Below are 18,741 nucleotides of genomic sequence, written 5' to 3' on the forward strand. Positions count from 1 at the left end.
GCCTAGAAAATATTGAATAATCCCTCATTAACAGGTTGCACAGCCTCAATACCCTGAAGGTTAAAACCTTCAAAATCAGATATCTTATCAAGTGTTTCAATCCTAAAATTATCCTGTTTGGCGAAAGGGGCAATATTCAATTCTGACATTCTTTCGGCTAAATATTCTTGTTCGCATTGTCCTGGTGTGGGAATGAAAAATGCTTTTTTACCCAGTTTTGCAAGATCTAAAATGGTAGAAAAACCCGATCTTGCCAATACAACTTCGCTTTCATTTATGACTTTTTCCAATTCATGACTCAATAAATAGTTGGTAATAGTAATGTTTTCAGTAATTTGTGGAATATTTTCGTTCTTAAAAACACCTCTTACCAATAATACCTTCTTCGTGTAGCCTTTAAGTTGAGCGATTAGAATTTCTTCCAAAATACTGCGTTGAGGTTCAACACCTGACAATATGATTAACAAATCATACTTTTTAGAAATAGTTTCTCGCTCAAACCTACTTATTGCTCCAATATATTTGAGGTTCAGTTTTTTATTTTTTGTTAAGGATAACCTTCCTGAAAGTTGAGAATCCGATGTGTCTGGAATCCAACATTCATCGTATTTAGCGATGACTTGTTGATGTATTTTGGAGGTTAACGTAGTTGTATTTCCCGACAATACGTTGATTTGATGTGTAATATAAACGGATGGAATTTCTGACAATCGAACTCCAAAACGGTTATCAGAAATAATACCAGATAAATTTTCTTCTTTATGAATTTTCTGAACTGTTCTTTGTTCTTTTAAGGTTGCATTAATAATCGTTGGACTGCTCAACAACAATTGGAATTTTTGGTTTTTGCCTTTACTATATTTTATGTTATAGCCAGATAATTCGTAAGATTTTAATGTCGGAAATTCTTTTTGAAGCAAGGTCAACGCATCTCCATCACTTGCTAAAATAGGTGTGAAATTATTATTAATCAGAGCTTTGATAATGGGTATGCAACGACTTGCATGACCTAAGCCCCAATTTAGAGGGGAAACAAGGATTTTCTTTGAAAAGGTTTTAGACATCGAACTAAATGTAGTCATTAAAAAAAATAAAAAGCAAATTTCAAAAAACAAATTCCGATGTGCAACCCCGAAAGGGCTTGAAGCCCTTTCGGGGTTAAATTAGGTCAAACCCAATATCTTTTCTATAGTTCATATCATCAAACTGGATTTTGTCAATGCTTCTGTAAGATTTTTTTAGGGCTTCTTCAATGGTATCCCCAAATGAAGTTATTGCCATTACCCTACCACCATTAGTAATGATTTTACTATCTTTTGTTGTTGTACCCGCATGAAAAACAGTAGAGTTTTTTACTTTTTTCAATCCTGTAATCTCTTTGCCTTTTTCATAACTTTCTGGGTAACCACCTGCCACCAACATAACTGTTGTTGCTGTTTGTGGATTTACAGAAAAGGATTTTTCATGCAAATTTTGATTGGCTACCCCTTCAAACAATTCTAAAAGGTCTGACTCTATTCTTGGCAGAACCACTTCCGTTTCTGGGTCGCCCATTCTGACATTATATTCCACCACAAAAGGGTGGCCCTTGATGTTCATTAAGCCTATGAATATAAATCCACGGTAATCAATACCGTCTTTTTGTAATCCGTTAATTGTGGGTTTAATTACGCATTCCTCAACTTTGTTCAGAAAATTATCATCCGCAAACGGAACTGGCGAAATTGCACCCATTCCCCCGGTATTCAATCCTGTATCACCTTCGCCAATGCGTTTATAATCTTTTGCAGAAGGCAGTATTTTATAGTTTTTACCATCGGTCAGTACAAAAACTGAAAGTTCAATACCATCTAAAAATTCTTCGATAACGACGGTATTGGAAGCCGCTCCAAATTTTTGGTTGGTCAGCATATCTGTAAGTTCAGATTTGGCTTCTTCCAATGAATTGAGAATAAGTACACCTTTTCCACCTGCTAAACCATCCGCTTTCAACACAAATGGTGGTCCTAATGTTTCCAAGAATTTTTTGCCTTCTTCTAAAGTGTCTTTGGTAAAAGATTGATATTTTGCCGTTGGGATTTTATGTTTTTCCATAAATATTTTGGAAAAATCTTTACTGCCTTCCAACAAAGCACCATCTTTTTTAGGGCCTATAACGGGAATATGTTTCAATTCATTATCCGCCAAGAAAAAATCGTGCACACCTTCAACCAAAGGGGCTTCGGGGCCCACAATTACCATATTTATATTTTCAGTTAAAACAAGTTGTTTGATGGCTTTAAAATCTATTGGGCTAATGTCAACATTTTTAGCAACTGAAGCAGTACCTGCATTGCCTGGTGCAACAAAAAGCTGGTTTATTTTTTTACTCTCAGAAAGTTTTAAGGCAAAAGCGTGTTCTCTTCCGCCAGAACCTAAAATTAAAATGTTCATCGTTTGTTAATTAATTTACAAATATACAGTATTGAAATTCTTACTTTAATCCCCATTTATAAAAATATTTAATAATAGATTGTAAATGAATAAAAAAGAGCAGAATATTTTTTGAAGATTCCTTTTTATGGATATGAACTATTTCAACTTCAGGAAAGTATAGTTTTCTTTTGTTGATAGTGTCTAATTTTTTGCAGATGTCCACATCCTCCATATAAAGAAAGTAACGTTCGTCAAAACCGTTAATTTTTACAAAGTCATTTGTTTTAAACAACAAAAAACTTCCCTGAATAAAATCGGGATAAAATGATTGCTTTAAATCAGTATTTCTATATTCTCTATTTTGAGTATATTTTTTAAAAATGCCAATTCTACGAGAGAACAATTCAAAAAATGTTGGGTATTTTCTGCATGAATACTGTATTTTACCATCAGGAGAAATAACCTTAGGAGCAATTATAGCCACATCGTTTTTTTTTCTCAATTCTCCTATTAGTTTAGAAATTATTTGGGGTTCAAAAATAACATCTGGATTTAAAATTAAATGGTATTCGGAATTATATCGAATTTTATTAATAATTAAATTATGAGCTGTTCCAAAGCCAAGATTTTTACCATTAAAAATGTATTCTATTTCTATATTTTCAAATTGACTTTTTAAAATATCTGTAGAAGAATTATCTATTAAAAAAAGTTTTTTTAAATGGGGTATACTCAAAAAACTTTTGATACACTTTCTAAGCTCATCTATATTTTCATTAAATAAAACAATACTAGCCGTTATTTGAAATTCTTTTGGCATTTTCAGTAGGCTTTTTCTTCCCCTTTAAAAACATTAAAAACGGTTTGTAGGATAATTTTAAAGTCTAACAAAAAAGACCAATTTTCTATATAGAAAATATCTAATCTAATTCTATTTTTAATATCGGAAGATTCTTTCACCTCACCCCTATAACCACTTACTTGAGCCAGACCGGTTATTCCAGGTTTTACTGCGTGGCGTTCCATATAATTATCGATTTCTTTTTGATATTCAATAGATAGGCTTTTCATGTGCGGTCTTGGGCCTACAACACTCATTTCACCTTTTAATACGTTAAAAAATTGCGGTAGTTCGTCCATGCTAGATTTACGTAAAAATGATCCGAACCAGGTTACCCTCTCATCATATTTCGTAGCGTGCAATTTATCGGAATCTTTATTGGCTTTCATAGACCTGAATTTGTAACAAGTAAATTTATTACCATTAAGGCCTTCTCTTTCTTGTTTAAAGAACAAAGGTCCTTTCGACTCTAATTTTATTATAATCCAGAATATGGGCGTTAACCATGACATAATAAAAATAATTACGAATAATGAGAATAAAATATCGAATGACCTTTTTATGTAATGATTATCAAGTATTTCAAATGGTAATTTTTTAACATTTAAAACTAGTATATCACTATAGTATTCTGCACCAATACTCTTGCTATATAATTCATTGGAATCAGGAATTAATTTAATGATTTTTGAATGATTATTTGCAAATTTTGTAAATTCTTTTACTTGCTTGCTTTTTAAAACGGAAAGTGTACAATATATTTCGTCTATATTATGTTTTAATATATAATTAAAACTATCATTCAATTTGCCTAAGTATTCGTTGTCTTCAGAGATTTTATTAGAAAAAAATCCAAGATACCTATATCCTAAATCAGATCTTTTTTTAAATAATTCAATTATTTTTTTTGAAGTACCGTCAAAACCTATAACCACAACACTTCTGTAATTTTTACCCCCTAGACGATATCTTTTTAAAAGATAAAAAGATATAAATTTAAAAACACTAATTGCAATAATAATGGCAGATAGTACTAATAATTGATTATTGACTATAATTCCTTCCTTAAAAACACCGAAGTAGGTGAAATAACCCAAAAAGAACAATGCAAACTGAATAAGCAATAGTTTAAATAATCTATATGTTTTTGTAAAACGATAAACCTTATAAAAGTTAGTATTGAAGGCAATAACCAACCAAAAAACGACGATGTAAGTCAGAAAAAAAGGATTGTAAAATTCGGTATCCGAAATAAAGAAAACCACCCCGATTATTATAAGTATATCTATTAATACAAATAGTGGTCTTATTAAGTGTGAATATCTATATCTCCTTAAAGGCATTGGCTAAACTTCTAATTTTTTAATTTGATACTTCATATTTTTTATAAACTTTGCTTCACTAAAATTTTTTGCGTGGTTTCTTATCCATATTGGATTAAACTTATGTGCTTTTTTTTCGAATAAATCTATACTTTCTTGTATTGATTCACAATTTTGACTTACAAAAAAAAGACCTGAAGATTGCTCTGTATTATCTCTATCTTCAATGATCGTTTCTAAAGCACCTCCTTTTTTATAGGCTATAACCGGAATTCCATAAGCCATTACTTCTAACGGAATCATGCCAAAATCTTCTTCTCCGGGAAATAGTAATGCCTTTGTTTTTGACAAGTAATACTCTATCTCATTCCAAGGTAAAGACTCTTTAAATACAATATTCTTTTTTGCTTTTTTTTCTAATTTTTCTCGTTCTGTTCCTTCACCTATAATTACCAATTTTTTCCCGTTCTTGTTAAAAACTTCAACTAACAAATCTATTCTTTTATAAGGTGTTATAGCTCCAAAACTTAAGAATATATCTTTTTTTTCGTTTTGGTTTAAAGGTTTTAAAAACAAATCATCAGATATGGGCGGATAGACAACTTCTGACTTGCGTTGATAATATTTTTTTACCCGATTAGCTACGTTCTCAGAATTGGATATATACAAATTTACGTTATCTACGGTTGATTTGTCCCAATTTTTAAGACGATTAAGAAAAAAACTCATTAGAGGTCTCAATACCTGATTTACTGAATTTAAATACTCATTTTTATGGCTCCAACAGTACCGCATAGGTGTATGAACATAACAGATATGGGGCATATTGTCTTTAATTTTAATGCCTTTTGCCGGCCCAGATTCAGAAGAAATTATTAAATCATATTTTTTTATTAGCTTAAGTGATTTTATCCCCAACGGGTATAATGGAAATATTTTTTGATAGTGTTTTCTTAAAAAAGAAGTGTTTAGAACAGATGTAAAGACAGTATGATTATTTAAGTAATCGCCATAAGTTTCTTTGTCATAAAACAACGTGTATATATCAGCTTCAGGAAAAATTTTTAAAAGTGATTCAACAACTTTTTCACCACCTCTTCTCGTTATAAACCAGTAATGAACAATTGCAATTTTCATTTAAGTGATCCTTTATTGCTAAATGCAAAAATAGCATTAAAAAAACTATAAAATAAGATTCCATCATGTCTGCTTAAAACGTTTTCGGTAAACAAGGAGAATAGTATAAAAAATGAGAATAGAATATATAATAGATTGGCGTCTTTAAAAGAAATATAAATAGATAAAGTAAAAGAAATCAAAAATAAAAGCAGGCCTAAAACTCCTGCGGTTAATAATAAATGGAGGTATTGATTGTGCGAATTGTAATTGAACATAGTGTAGACGTTACTGTCTAATTCGTTATTATAGCACTTTTGTAACTGCTCATCAACATCGCCTATTCCGTAGCCTGTAAGCCAAGACTTTTTAATTAGTTTAAAGGAGCAAAAATAAATTCCATTTCTAATTTGTTCGTTGGTTATGGTTTCAAAATCGTAATTATAGTCTCCTTGGGGTAAGGAAAAATCATAATTAGCTAAATCTTTTAGCCTATCAACAAAATTTGGTTTGAATATAAAAATACCGACGGTAAAAATAGATAGCCCCAACACTCCAATTAACCTGTATTTTTTATTTTTAACTTTTGTAAAAAACAAAACGACAATCAGTATTATAGTAAACAATTGTGGAACACGAGCTCCTAATTTCAATTGCCAATACATTAAATAAATACCCACTGCCAACCAAAAGGTTAATAGTGTGTGGTTTTTACATTTGATAGCTGAAATTATTCTAAAAAACACAATGAAAAGCCCAAACCCGATCCAAATGGAAAAATAAGTACCGTGAACGTCAGTTAATGCTTCAAAAGCATTTCTATACTCCCAATTGTCTATTAATATGTTTTCATTAAGGGTAAAGAACAGATAAGTGTGAATAAAAATCAATCCAAAAAATATGGCTAATACGTATAGATTAAAAGTACGTTTAATTTTTTCCATAGTTAATAAATTGGGAATAAGCACTCCAAAAATTATTGGAAACATTACTATTGGAATTACTTTTACCAAATAATTTACTCCTGTTTTTAAATCTGAACTATAAGCAAGACTGAATAGATAAATGAAAAACAATAATGAAAAAGTGAATACCTGCGAGAGCTGTTTCTTGGTCGCTTTTTTAATATTAAATTTAAAATAATAAAAAACCGATAGAACAAAAATAGCAATCATTAACACACTTTCCACTCCTCTTGACAAAATTGGGAAAAGTGCCAAAGTATATATAAATAAAAGCAAAATATTTTCAAGATACGTCTTTGTCTTATTCATAATTTTGATTATCTAAAATTTCTTGAAAAATTTTAATGTGTTCATTAGCGGCATTCTTCCAATCAAAAAGTTTAATTCTTTTTTTTCCTTTATTAATAAGCTGATTTTTAAGAGGCTCATTTGATAAAACTGATTTTATTTTTTCTGATAAATTAGTGTGATTGTTTTTTTCAAAATATAAAGCAGCTTCACCAGCTATTTCCTTAGAACTGGGTATATCTGAACAAATCACAGGCGTATTACAAGCCATAGATTCCAATAAGGGCAAACCAAACCCTTCGTAATTAGATGGAAAGATAAAAATTGTGGCATTTTTGTAGAGAGATGGAATTAAAGCGTCATCTAAATAACCGGTAAAGTGTATCGCATCTTCTAATCCATTTTGCTTAATAAACTTAAAAATTTCTTCATCGGATGTAATGAATCCTTCATTTTTACCCAATACTACAATTTTATACTCTTTTTTTATTTCCTCTGGCAAGTTAAGATACGCTTTAAGTAGCGTAATTAAATTTTTATGAGGTTTAACGTTACCTACGAATAAAAGGTATTTTTTTGGGATTTCTATACGAGTTGCAATTTCATATTGGTTTGATAAATTCTGATTAACGCCATTATAAATCACTTTAATTTGGTTTTCTTTTGCGTTGGTGAATTTTAAAATTTCGTTTTTAGAAAAATCAGAAACCGTAATTATCTTTATACTTTTGGCAACTGCATTCTTAAACAATTTTTTTGCATACTTTTTCTTAGCAGAAAACTTTTTGTTTTTAATGGCTAAATGATTAACATCATGTATTGTAGTTACAATATTTTTGGCTTTAATTGAAAATAACGGAACATTAAAATGTGGACACCAAAATAAATTTGTTTCAGGAATAATCTTTGGGAAAAGAATTTGTTCTTTTGGTGAGTAAATTTTGGCTTCAAACGGAATTAATTCAAAATTTTTGGTCCAAGCGAATTTTTTAATCTCCTTTTTATTACCTAATAATTTTAGATTGAACTTTGTAGCGACTATTGGTAATATATTTTTTAAATAAGTACCAATGCCTGAGCTATTTATCATTCTGACATCAACAACTATGGTGTGTTTATGCACGCTTCTTTGCTTTTATTCGATAAAGATAAGATTATACCAAATAAAACCCATGGGTATAAAAAATAAATTTGAACTCCTAGCATAAATAGTAATAAAAAAACGTAATGATAAACCTCTAAACCATATCCTTGCCGTTTTAATTTTTTTGTAAAAAAGTACATTATTAATAAAAATGGTAATAATATGAACAATCCTCCATCTACCAATAGTTGTACCAAACCTCCAAAACCATGAGCATCGGCTTTACCTGGTGGACTTGACGGAATAAAATCTAAATATTCCGGGTTATTCCTCATAATAGGATAATTACCCAAACCTATGCCTAAAATGGGATAATCTTTTACCATCTCAGGGAATATAAAAAGACCGGAAATTCTGCCCATTACTAAATTAATATCAGTTGGCCTTTCTACAACTTCCCTTTTAATGTTTTTAATATCATTGATGTAAAGATTAGCCAATTTTATAAATATTATTGAGGTTAAAATGCCACCAATAATCAATATTATTATATTTAATCTCCGCACCTTTGCGTATAGGTATTTGTAATATTTAAGAATATACCATATTAGAATGAGTAAAATACCTGCTTTTGATCTTGCCAAAAACACAATGGTAATTAAAATTATAAATCTATAGAAGTTATTGTATTTACTTTTAAAAAGATAGGTTAACACAAAAGTAAATGCCAGCATAAGTCCAAACGGCCCACCCTCTGCAAACCAACCTCTTAAACGGAAGTCCCAGTAAGAAACATAAGTGTCATCAATTATTCCCCATCGAAACAAAAAATAAATGAAAATGATAATTAACAAAACCATAAAATTGATTTTAAAAATTAACCTTACCGTGTCTATAATTTCGTTATAGCTTAACTTTTTAAAATATCCATAAATCAATGCCATTAAATTAACACAGGCTATCAGTTCTAAATACCGTCCTAATGATATAAAGTAGGGTGTTTTTAACTTAGAAACATCCGTTAGTAAATAAAAATCTCTAAAAGGGTTAAATAATATGGTTGTTAAAAACCATAAGGTAAACAAAGCCAAGAGAGCGAAAATCCATATGTTAACCGTCTTATAATAAATAAAAGGGGTAAGTAGCAATAGACTGATCTCTGCTATTTTTATGACATCGATTTTTAACTCTGTGAACTGGATGCAAAATACCACAAACGTCGCAAACAAAATATTTTTTAAGTTTAAAGGCTTACGATGGCTTGCGGACAGATTAGACACTTTTGTTTATGGTGATTTTGATTTTTGCAAAGGTAAATATAATGTAATCACATTTAATTTTTTCTTTATGTAAAAAAGCCCAATTAAGTTATTTAAAACTATGGAAAAACCCGTAGCCATTGCAGCACCGTTTATACCATATTTGGGAATGAAAATGAGGTTTAAAGTGATATTTAGTGCTGCCGTAAAAATTGTAATTTTTCCAAATATTTTCTGATGCCCGGTCATATTCAAAATAATATCTACAAAACCCGTAACAACAAATAAAAACTGACAAACGGATAAAATGATTAAAGATGTATGCCCCTTTTGATAACTAGTGCCAAAAAACCCAAGTATTTGATAGGCAAATATTAAAATTAAAATTAATAAAGGAAAGGAAATATAGAATAAAATTTTTGAAGAATTTTGAATCAATTTTTTAAATTCGCTTATTTCGTTATTTGCATAAAGTTTGGAAATTTTTGGACCAACCACGGTTCCTAAAACAATGATAAAGACAGATATTACACTTGAAACCTGAGAAACTATTCTATAAATACCAACATTTTCACTAGTTTCCAACATGCCCAACATAATCGTATCTACCGAAAAAATAAGATATATCATGGAAGCACTTATCATCATAGGATAACTTCTTAAGAGTAAACTCTTAGCCTTAACTTTAGTCACAACATTATCCCATTTTAAAGGAAAAACATAAAAAAAAGATAATATAAGTACAAATAAATAGCTTAAAGCTAAACAAAGAACAATATAAAATTCGCCTTGATTAGAAAACTTATAGATTAGATAAAGTGCTGTAAGCAAAATTATATTAGGTAGGAAAGAACTAATAACAGAAAATAAAATCACCCGCCCCTGCCCTTTAAATAAATTGCTATTATAATTAAGCAACACCGCTGATATTAATATAATAGGAAAAAGGTAAAAATAATCTTCTAGTAAATTATCTTTAAAGACATTACTGGCGAACAATTGACGATTGAAAAGGATTAAAATCGATATTAATACAGTAGTAATAATAATTATAGCATATGATTTTACTAAAAAATCGCTCTTAAATGTTCCGTCATTAAAATACTTTTCGTTTGATGATAGTTTTATGGCTAGGGTATTTAATCCTAATGTTGAAAAAATAATTAAAATTAAAATAAGCGACTTAATAATGGCAAATCTCCCATAAACTTCTGGGCCGTAAATTTTTGATATAAATATGGAAAGTAGGTAAACGACTACTATATTTAAGGCATAAAATAAAAAGTTAATACTACCTCCTTTTACTATATCCTGCAGGTGTTTATCTTTAATTTTTGATATGAATTTCATCAAGAATCACTAATTGTCTGAGTTTTTATAATTCTTTAAATACCTATTCAACTGCCTAAACAAAATAAACATCAACATTAACAGGCCAAACCCAACACCTAATAAAAAAGTATATTTTTTTGTGATATTTCTTTCCTTTACTCCCACTTTACTAAAAGTGGAAACCACATTTAAAATATCTGTAGTTTCCGCTTTAGCTTTGTTGTTACTGATCAAGTCTTTATTTAACTCTAGACTCTCGTTGAACAATTCAAGTTCGTTTGTTCTTTTAGCACCTTGTGCCAGTGTGATGTTGGTTCCCGTTTCCGCTTTTTTGGCCTCGGTAATTAAAACCTCGTTGTAAATATTTCTTAGGGTATCAACTTCACTTAAAGATTTTAACAAGACTTTTTCGTTTTGAAGTAAGTTCTGATCATTTATTTTTTTCTGATTTTTAAAATAAGGGTTGCTTTCCACTGAATTTACAATAGGTTCGCTCAATTTTTCAAAAATACTATTGCTTAATGATTTAACTTTAATCCGATGGTATCTATAATCATAATCCGTAAAGCCTTTTTTAAATTCCTTTATGTCAATTCTACTTACTGTGGCGGTGTCAACCTCGTTAATAAATTTATCGAAAAGTTCGTATTTCTCATTTTCATTTTTTATAGGATCTATATAAAAACCTTTTAACTTAGCGGCTTCCCCAACTGAAATATTCAATGCTCCTGCCAGTAAAACCGAATCTTTTTGCTTTACTAATTCGTGATAATACTCCACATTTTTATACAGTTGCTGAGCACTTTTAAAATTTGGTTCAACAATCATGGTTGACGAATATTGTTTAGGCAACATAATATCTAAAACCAAACCAATTAATACTCCCAATACAATTGAAACACTCAATTTGATTGCATTGTTTCTAATAAATACCATTGCTAAGATCAGCAAATTAAAAATACTCATAAAAAACTTGCCAATGGCATTAAAAAGGTTTTGAAAACCTTTGCCAATGGTTTTAAATAGACTTCCTAAATCTACTTCTTCATCCTTTTGTTTGTCTAGTTGACTCATATTTTAACTATAATAAGATTAAGCTGAAAAAATTTGTTCCAATATTTTTTGGGTAATGGCGTAAGTTGGCCTTACTCCGGTAGTTCCTAACCCGCCAGAGGCTAATGTGCTGCCTGTTTCCAATGGATTGTCCGAAGCGTAATATGCATATCTCACTTTTACATTTTCTGAAATATTTCCTCTGATTTTAGAAGCAGATTGTATTGCTTTTTGGTAGTGTGCACCTTCCATTTCCAACCCAATAGCCCTCCAAGTAGAATTATGAAAAAATTCCAGTAGATCTTTATTCTGTAAAGAGGTTCCCAATACCGTAACCATAGATCCTTCATAAACATTGACACCGAAACCTTCCAGATCTTCTTTTTTTAGCTCATTTGTAAAAGGGTAATTATCGGCGGTACCTTCAAAAATATGTGCGGAAGGAATCATAATATCACCTTTTCCGCCTTTTAAAATACCCGCTTTACCCATTATAGAAACCGATTCTACATCTAAGTGATGTAAATTTTCTTTTTTACAGACGTATGGTTTTAACAATTCATCTAAAGTCTCAAAAGCCTGTTCGCCAAAGGCGTAATCCATTACAATAATAATCGGTTTTTTATCGTCGGATAACTTCTTGGAAAATGAATATACTGAATCTTTAAATTCAATTTTTGCGGTATCTATTATCTGAACATTAATATTTGTGCCAGAAGTGTCTTTAACATAAATCAATCCTTTTTTGGAAGCTTCCTGTTTTACCTTTTTCTGTATAGCTACATTTGCTTTATTGCTTAACAATTCAAACAATGCTATACCTTTATGTTGCTTTGCCTCTTTTTTAAGGGTTATTGAAGCGTAAATTGAATTCATAACACTGTGCATATTTGCACTGATTATATGAATAGGTCTTTTTAACAAGTTATTTTTATCTAAAACTTCCTTTATGTTTTGTGCCCACTTATCACCATAAATATGATGTCCAATACGTTCTCGTAATGAAGAACTAAAAACAATGGTTCTTTTTTTGTTCAGCAAGGTTTCGTTCAACGCCAATTTGCCCATCCAAAAAATACAATTAAAGAATTTATTGGGGTTTTTGGTTGTGGAAAAACTGTTGGCTATTTTCTTAACTTCTCTAAAAGTTCTACCCAAAATATTGGCCAAATGTGTAATAAGTACTTCCCTTTCGTTGTCGGATAATTTTTTATTGTTGATTACCACATCTTCCAAGTGTAGCCATTCCCTGATTGTAATACCCTCTTCATCAATAAGAACATTATTACATATCTTGTGCGATTCTATAAAAAGAAAGGTTAAATGGGTCAGGATATCATAAATATCAGAACGTCCTCGGGTAATTTCAATATTCATTTGATCCTTATCGATTCTGTAACAATTTCTTCGCCTTTTTTCGGGGATAATTGGCGTAAAATGCGAGTCTTTATAGCCTTCATCAGAAGTAAGATTGATAAACTGGCACTCTTCTATTCCTTCTGGTAATCTTTCTATTACATATAGAAGTCCATCAAGCTCAATATTTTCTTCTGCAACAGAACCATAAATTTCCGGACGCAAGAGCAATAATGACTCCCGCAAGGTTTGTCCAGAAACGCCCATAGGTTTGTAAAAACCACGATTGAATAAATGACGCATAGCAGTGTACATGCGTTCAATAGCATTAGAAGATTCTTGTGATTTGGTTGGCTTTAAGGTAGTCATTCAAAATATTTGAACAAAGATACCAAAATACTTACTAAAAAATTACTTTAATATATTTTGATATTTACTCTCATCCTTTAAGATTTGCAATGCTTCAATAATAGCTTTGTCATGCGTCGCTTTATGGATGTATTCTCCTTTTTTATAGTAGTATCTTCTTACAATTTCATTGGTTAAGGCATCTTTAATCTCGGATTTGTTTTCCGATAGTTCCTTGATTTTTTCACTATTAATTTTTGAAATTAAGCTTTGATATTCTTGGTTGATACTTTCGCTGTAGCCTTCTTTATTGGCAGTTCTTAGAACATCTTCCATCTGATTATCTGTTTCCGTTTTAAAAACATCTTTATTTTCGGTCAAAAAAGTTATAAAATTTTGATAATCATCATCGCTCAGCGTAAATTTTTCTGTACTTTCAATGGTTTTATGCTGGTTTGCGAAATCGGTGGCGAACATAAAAATAGCATCAGATTCCAATAAGGCATCCGTTGCATTGGTCCTATCGGTTTTTGTTAACTTTATATCGGGTTCTATTCCTCCGCCGTCATAAACGGTTCTGCCGTTTTGGGTTTTAAAGGCATTTCGTTTTACATCGGAAAATTTGGTGACCTCTCCGTTTTTATCTTTATGAGCATAATCCAACTCTTGAATACATCTTCCGCTTGGGGTATAATATTTAGAAATAGTTAATTTTAGCTGTGTTCCATAAGTTAATTTTCTATAACGTTGCACTAAACCTTTACCAAAAGAACGTTCTCCAATAATAACAGCCCTATCTAAATCTTGTAAAGAGCCTGCGACTATTTCTGAGGCCGATGCAGAATAACGATCAATCAATACCACAATAGGAATTTCTAAATCTATCGGTTCTCTTTTGGTTTTATAGGTATCGCTCCACTTTTTCACTTTGGCCTTTGTGGTTACAACGACTTCGTTTTTTGGTACAAAAAAGTTGGTAATTTCAACAGCCTCGTTCAACAATCCGCCTAAGTTACCTCTAATATCCAATACCAATTTGGTCATGCCTTGCATTTTTAGGTCTTCAAAAGCAGCTTTAACGTTTGATGACGCTTTTGTATTAAATTTAATGAATGAAATATAGCCTACTTTATCATCTAACATAGTATAATAAGGAACGGGGTCAAATTCGTTGGCTTCTCTTGTAATTGTAGTTGAAAAAGTTTTGTCTTGTCTCTTTAATTGTAAGGTGACTTCGGAATCAGGGTTTCCATTGAGCATTGACATGGCATCTATTGCTGGGACATTTTTTAAAGCAAGTTCGTTAATCTTTAAAATTTCATCACCTGCTTTTAATCCTGCTTTGTCGGCCACGGCACCTTCATAAGGCTCGGCAATAAATAATTTTTCATCTATTATTTTAGTACTTGCCCCTATTCCTCCATTGTCAGATGCAGCGTTTATCCTAGCCTTTTCCACACCTTGCTCATCATAAAACCGCGTATAAGGGTCCAATTCTTTTAACATATTGTCAATAGCGGTTTCCGTCAGTTCTGCGGGATTGGTCTCATCTATATAGTACATATTTAATTCCTTAAATAATGTAGTATAGATTTCAATTTGTTTGGCGACTTCAAAAAAGTCGGATTTGTAACCTACCGATATCGTTAAAACAATAATCAATACAGCTGTAATTCCTAGTTGCTTAACCCTTTTCATTTTTCTGACTCTTAATTTTTTCTTCAAATTTCCGTAATAAAAGTACCATTTTTTCTTCTATTTCAACGTATTTTAATTCGTTTTCGTCTGTATAGGTAAACATAATAATATGCTTTTCTTTAATACTGTCGTACAAGATGTGTTTATTTTTGCGATATGCCTCTCTCATAAGGCGTTTAATTCTATTTCTATCAACAGCTTTTTTAAATCTGCGTTTTGGGGCTGAAAATGCAACTTGAATTGGGTAACTTGATAGGTGTTCTACTTGTAAATAAACCAACCTCAATGGAAATTTTGATAAAGATTTCCCTTTTTCAAATAGTTCTCCAATAAGCCTTTTGCTTTTTAGTTTTTCTTCTTTTTTTAATGTAAATCTCACACAAACAAAGGTACTCAATAAACATTTCAGAAAAAAACTTAATAAAAAGACTTAAATCGTTATTTTTGAATAAAATTACTTTAAGATGTCACAAGATTTGTTTCAAGCTCCAGATTATTATCAATTGGACGATTTATTAGAAGATGAGCATAAATTGGTCAGAGATGCTTCCAGAGAATGGGTGAAACGTGAAGTTTCACCAATAATCGAAGAGTATGCACAAAAGGCGGAATTCCCCAAACAAATAATAAATGGATTGGCTGAAATAGGTGCTTTTGGTCCTTATATTCCCGAAGAATATGGAGGAGCAGGTTTAGATCAGATTTCATATGGATTGATTATGCAAGAAATAGAGCGTGGCGATTCTGGTGTGCGTTCAACCGCTTCGGTACAATCATCTTTGGTAATGTACCCTATTTGGAAATATGGAAACGAAGCTCAATGCAAAAAATATTTGCCAAAGTTAGCTTCTGGTGAGTTTATAGGTTGTTTTGGCTTGACCGAGCCTGACCATGGTTCAAATCCTGCAGGAATGGTTACCAACTTCAAAGATAAAGGCGACTATTTTTTATTAAATGGTGCAAAAATGTGGATTTCCAACGCCCCTTTTGCAGATATTGCCATAGTTTGGGCCAAAGACGAGTCTGGTAGAATCCACGGACTAATTGTAGAACGTGGCATGGAAGGCTTTACAACACCCGAAACACATAACAAATGGTCGTTAAGGGCTTCGGCTACGGGCGAGCTGATTTTTGATAATGTAAAAGTGCCTAAAGAGAATTTATTACCTAAAAAATCGGGGCTTGGTGCACCCTTAGGATGTTTGGATTCCGCCAGATATGGAATAGCTTGGGGAGCAATTGGAGCAGCTATGGATTGTTACGATACCGCATTAAGATATTCTAAGGAGCGGATGCAATTTGGCAAACCCATAGGGGCGTTTCAATTACAACAAAAAAAATTGGCAGAAATGATTACCGAAATTACCAAAGCCCAATTATTAGCTTGGCGATTGGGCGTGTTGCGTAATGAAGGAAAAGCTACTTCAGCACAAATATCCATGGCAAAACGTAATAATGTGGATATGGCGTTAAAAATTACCAGAGATGCCAGACAAATGCTGGGCGGCATGGGCATTACCGGAGAATACTCTATTATGCGTCATATGATGAACTTGGAATCTGTAATAACGTACGAAGGTACACATGATATTCATCTACTAATCACGGGATTAGATATTACAGGGTTAAATGCATTTAAATAAAAATCTCATTGAGGGGGTTTGGTAAAACAGCTCAATTGATAAAATAATTTGAGTATTTTATTATTAAATACTTAATCTTAATTTAACGATGTGAAATATGTATTGATTTTAATAGTATTTATATCCAGCCAAATTAATGCTCAACCCGTAATTTCTGATAATGGGCATCCAGAACACGTAATTGCAGGAGCAATTATTGGCGGAGGTGTTTCTTATTTGGTTTACCGAAAAACAAACAACAAATTTAAGGCATGGCTGATAGGTGCAGCATCGGCTGCTACCATTGGCTACCTAAAAGAAGCTGTTGATCCTAAGTGGTTTAATGGTGTTAGAAGCAAAAAGGATTTTCAATATAGCGTACTTGGGGGTGCTATTGGTGCTAGTATTGTAATTCCGTTAAAACGCAGAAAACCTAAAAAAACACCGAATATTGATGCGGCTTTTAGGCAACAGGTTTCGGATGAAAAATTAAACCAATTTAACGCAACCAACTAAATAATGATGTATCTAAAAGCTAAACTAAAATATGAAAATTTTGATATTTTTTCTTATGGTAGCAATGTCAATGGCATGCAGCAATTCAGATGATTCGATTGAATTTTCTTGTTACAAAGGTGAAAACAGGAAAATAACAGCGATTTTTACTAATGCCAAAGGAAAAATTATTGGTCCTGGTACTCAAGGTTGTCAAGCCCTGTTTACAATAAAAGATGATTCGAACAAATATACATTAACATTTAGTCCGTGTAATCTCGATGACAAATTTAAAGAGGATGGTTTGAACATTGTATTTAGTGGTTATTTATTTGAAACGTTTGAAACAGAAGATGTTTGTGCCTTTCCATTTGAATTGACCAAAATTGATAAACTTGAATAAATTCACAGAGTGGTTAATGAACGTATAGCAAAATTTTCAATGGGGGTTCCTATATTTTCCCTTGAAGGGAAATGTCCACAGGACAAAGGGGCTTACCCGTACATTTCCTTGTAATACTCTTTATAAGCTCCAGAGGTAACGTTGCTTAACCATTGCTCATTTTCTAGATACCAATCAATGGTTTTAGATAAGCCTTCTTCAAAAGTTACAGATGGTTTCCAGCCCAATTCTTTATTAATTTTCGTGGCATCAATGGCATAACGTTTGTCGTGTCCAGCTCTATCTTTTACGAATGTGATCAATTTAGCCGCTGTACCTTCTAGTTGGTTTAATTTTGTGTCCATTTGTTTGCATAAAACCTTTATTAAGTCGAGGTTTGTCCATTCGTTAAATCCGCCAATATTATAGGTTTCGGCAATTTTTCCTTTGTGGAAAATTAAATCAATTGCTTTGGCATGATCTTCCACAAAAAGCCAATCTCTGGTATAGTTTCCATCGCCATAAACCGGTAAATTTTTACCCGTTTTAATATTGTGTATAAATAAGGGAATCAATTTTTCAGGAAATTGATTGGCACCATAATTATTTGAGCAATTGCTGATAACAAAAGGTAATTTATATGTATTTCCAAAAGACCGAACGACATGGTCTGATGCCGCCTTTGATGCTGCATAAGGTGATTGCGGATCGTAAGGTGTGGTTTCAGTAAACAATCCTGTTTTGCCTAAAGAACCATATACTTCATCCGTAGAAACATGGTAAAATAATTTGCCCTCAAAATTATCCTTCCACAAATCGCGAAAAGCATTTAATAAATTTGCCGTACCCAACACATTGGTTTCAATAAAATCGTTAGGATTGGTTATTGACCTATCCACATGGCTCTCAGCGGCCAAGTGAATTACACCATCAAATTTATGCTTTTGAAATAGGTTATTAATAAAATCTATATCTTTTATATTGCCCTTAATGAATGTGTAATTGGACTTATCTGCAATATCTGCAATATTTTCTAAATTACCTGCATAAGTTAGGGCATCTAAATTAAAAATATTATAATTAGGATACTTGTTCACAAAAAGTCTAACAACGTGAGCACCAATAAAACCTGCTCCTCCTGTAATTAATATATTTTTCATACTTT

Annotated in this window: 17 protein-coding genes; 3 read left to right on the forward strand and 14 right to left on the reverse strand. The window is 31.7% G+C overall.

Features of this window, described 5'->3' with window-relative positions:
• Positions 1-2: 2 nt before the first annotated feature.
• The 13 genes from UMM65_RS13115 to rnpA all read right to left on the reverse strand — a co-directional run bounded on the left by UMM65_RS13115 (position 3) and on the right by rnpA (position 15,456).
• The gene (locus tag UMM65_RS13115; RefSeq protein ID WP_321977130.1) at positions 3-1,064 is read right to left on the reverse strand and encodes a glycosyltransferase; all 1,062 of its coding nucleotides are present in this window, start codon (positions 1,062-1,064) and stop codon (positions 3-5) included.
• Between the two features lie 94 nt (positions 1,065-1,158).
• Positions 1,159-2,433 (reverse strand): phosphoribosylamine--glycine ligase, encoded by a 1,275-nt coding sequence (gene purD / locus UMM65_RS13120; protein ID WP_321977131.1) that lies wholly within the window; start codon positions 2,431-2,433, stop codon positions 1,159-1,161.
• Between the two features lie 40 nt (positions 2,434-2,473).
• Entirely contained in the window at positions 2,474-3,235 is a 762-nt protein-coding gene (locus tag UMM65_RS13125; RefSeq protein ID WP_321977132.1) for a glycosyltransferase family 2 protein, read from the reverse strand.
• A gap of 2 nt (positions 3,236-3,237) precedes the next feature.
• Positions 3,238-4,599 (reverse strand): undecaprenyl-phosphate glucose phosphotransferase, encoded by a 1,362-nt coding sequence (locus UMM65_RS13130; protein ID WP_321977134.1) that lies wholly within the window; start codon positions 4,597-4,599, stop codon positions 3,238-3,240.
• Positions 4,600-4,602: 3 nt separating this feature from the next.
• A complete protein-coding gene (locus tag UMM65_RS13135) occupies positions 4,603-5,715 on the reverse strand; it encodes a glycosyltransferase (RefSeq protein WP_321977135.1) in 1,113 nt (370 codons plus the stop codon).
• Positions 5,712-6,968, reverse strand: coding sequence for an O-antigen ligase family protein (locus tag UMM65_RS13140; protein WP_321977136.1), 1,257 nt, complete (start codon positions 6,966-6,968; stop codon positions 5,712-5,714). Before UMM65_RS13140 ends, UMM65_RS13135 begins: the two co-directional genes overlap by 4 nt.
• Complete coding sequence (locus UMM65_RS13145) at positions 6,961-8,070, reverse strand: glycosyltransferase family 4 protein (RefSeq protein ID WP_321977137.1); 1,110 nt, start codon at positions 8,068-8,070, stop codon at positions 6,961-6,963. The genes UMM65_RS13140 and UMM65_RS13145 overlap by 8 nt, the downstream gene beginning before the upstream one ends.
• A complete protein-coding gene (locus tag UMM65_RS13150; RefSeq protein ID WP_321977138.1) occupies positions 8,052-8,975 on the reverse strand; it encodes an O-antigen ligase family protein in 924 nt (307 codons plus the stop codon). Before UMM65_RS13150 ends, UMM65_RS13145 begins: the two co-directional genes overlap by 19 nt.
• A gap of 342 nt (positions 8,976-9,317) precedes the next feature.
• Entirely contained in the window at positions 9,318-10,640 is a 1,323-nt protein-coding gene (locus UMM65_RS13155; protein WP_321977139.1) for a flippase, read from the reverse strand.
• 9 nt (positions 10,641-10,649) lie between these two features.
• On the reverse strand, positions 10,650-11,696 hold the full coding sequence (locus tag UMM65_RS13160) for a hypothetical protein (protein WP_321977140.1): 1,047 nt from the start codon (positions 11,694-11,696) through the stop codon (positions 10,650-10,652).
• 18 nt (positions 11,697-11,714) lie between these two features.
• Complete coding sequence (locus UMM65_RS13165; protein WP_321977142.1) at positions 11,715-13,400, reverse strand: DUF6909 family protein; 1,686 nt, start codon at positions 13,398-13,400, stop codon at positions 11,715-11,717.
• A gap of 42 nt (positions 13,401-13,442) precedes the next feature.
• Positions 13,443-15,077, reverse strand: a complete 1,635-nt coding sequence (locus UMM65_RS13170; protein WP_321977143.1) for a S41 family peptidase — start codon at positions 15,075-15,077, stop codon at positions 13,443-13,445.
• Positions 15,064-15,456, reverse strand: a complete 393-nt coding sequence (gene rnpA / locus UMM65_RS13175; protein ID WP_321977145.1) for a ribonuclease P protein component — start codon at positions 15,454-15,456, stop codon at positions 15,064-15,066. The genes UMM65_RS13170 and rnpA overlap by 14 nt, the downstream gene beginning before the upstream one ends.
• Positions 15,457-15,541: 85 nt before the next feature.
• Here rnpA and UMM65_RS13180 point away from each other — a divergent pair, with 85 nt between their 5' ends.
• The 3 genes from UMM65_RS13180 to UMM65_RS13190 all read left to right on the forward strand — a co-directional run bounded on the left by UMM65_RS13180 (position 15,542) and on the right by UMM65_RS13190 (position 17,597).
• Positions 15,542-16,720, forward strand: coding sequence for an acyl-CoA dehydrogenase family protein (locus tag UMM65_RS13180; RefSeq protein ID WP_321977146.1), 1,179 nt, complete (start codon positions 15,542-15,544; stop codon positions 16,718-16,720).
• A 90-nt stretch (positions 16,721-16,810) separates the two neighbouring features.
• The gene (locus tag UMM65_RS13185; RefSeq protein WP_321977147.1) at positions 16,811-17,215 is read left to right on the forward strand and encodes a hypothetical protein; all 405 of its coding nucleotides are present in this window, start codon (positions 16,811-16,813) and stop codon (positions 17,213-17,215) included.
• Positions 17,216-17,246: 31 nt separating this feature from the next.
• Complete coding sequence (locus tag UMM65_RS13190; protein WP_321977148.1) at positions 17,247-17,597, forward strand: hypothetical protein; 351 nt, start codon at positions 17,247-17,249, stop codon at positions 17,595-17,597.
• 92 nt (positions 17,598-17,689) lie between these two features.
• Here the strand turns inward: UMM65_RS13190 and rfbB are convergent, their stop codons facing one another.
• The gene (gene rfbB / locus UMM65_RS13195) at positions 17,690-18,736 is read right to left on the reverse strand and encodes a dTDP-glucose 4,6-dehydratase (RefSeq protein ID WP_321977150.1); all 1,047 of its coding nucleotides are present in this window, start codon (positions 18,734-18,736) and stop codon (positions 17,690-17,692) included.
• Positions 18,737-18,741: the final 5 nt, after the last annotated feature.

Source organism: Aureibaculum koreense (assembly GCF_034296135.1).
GTDB lineage: Bacteria > Bacteroidota > Bacteroidia > Flavobacteriales > Flavobacteriaceae > Aureibaculum.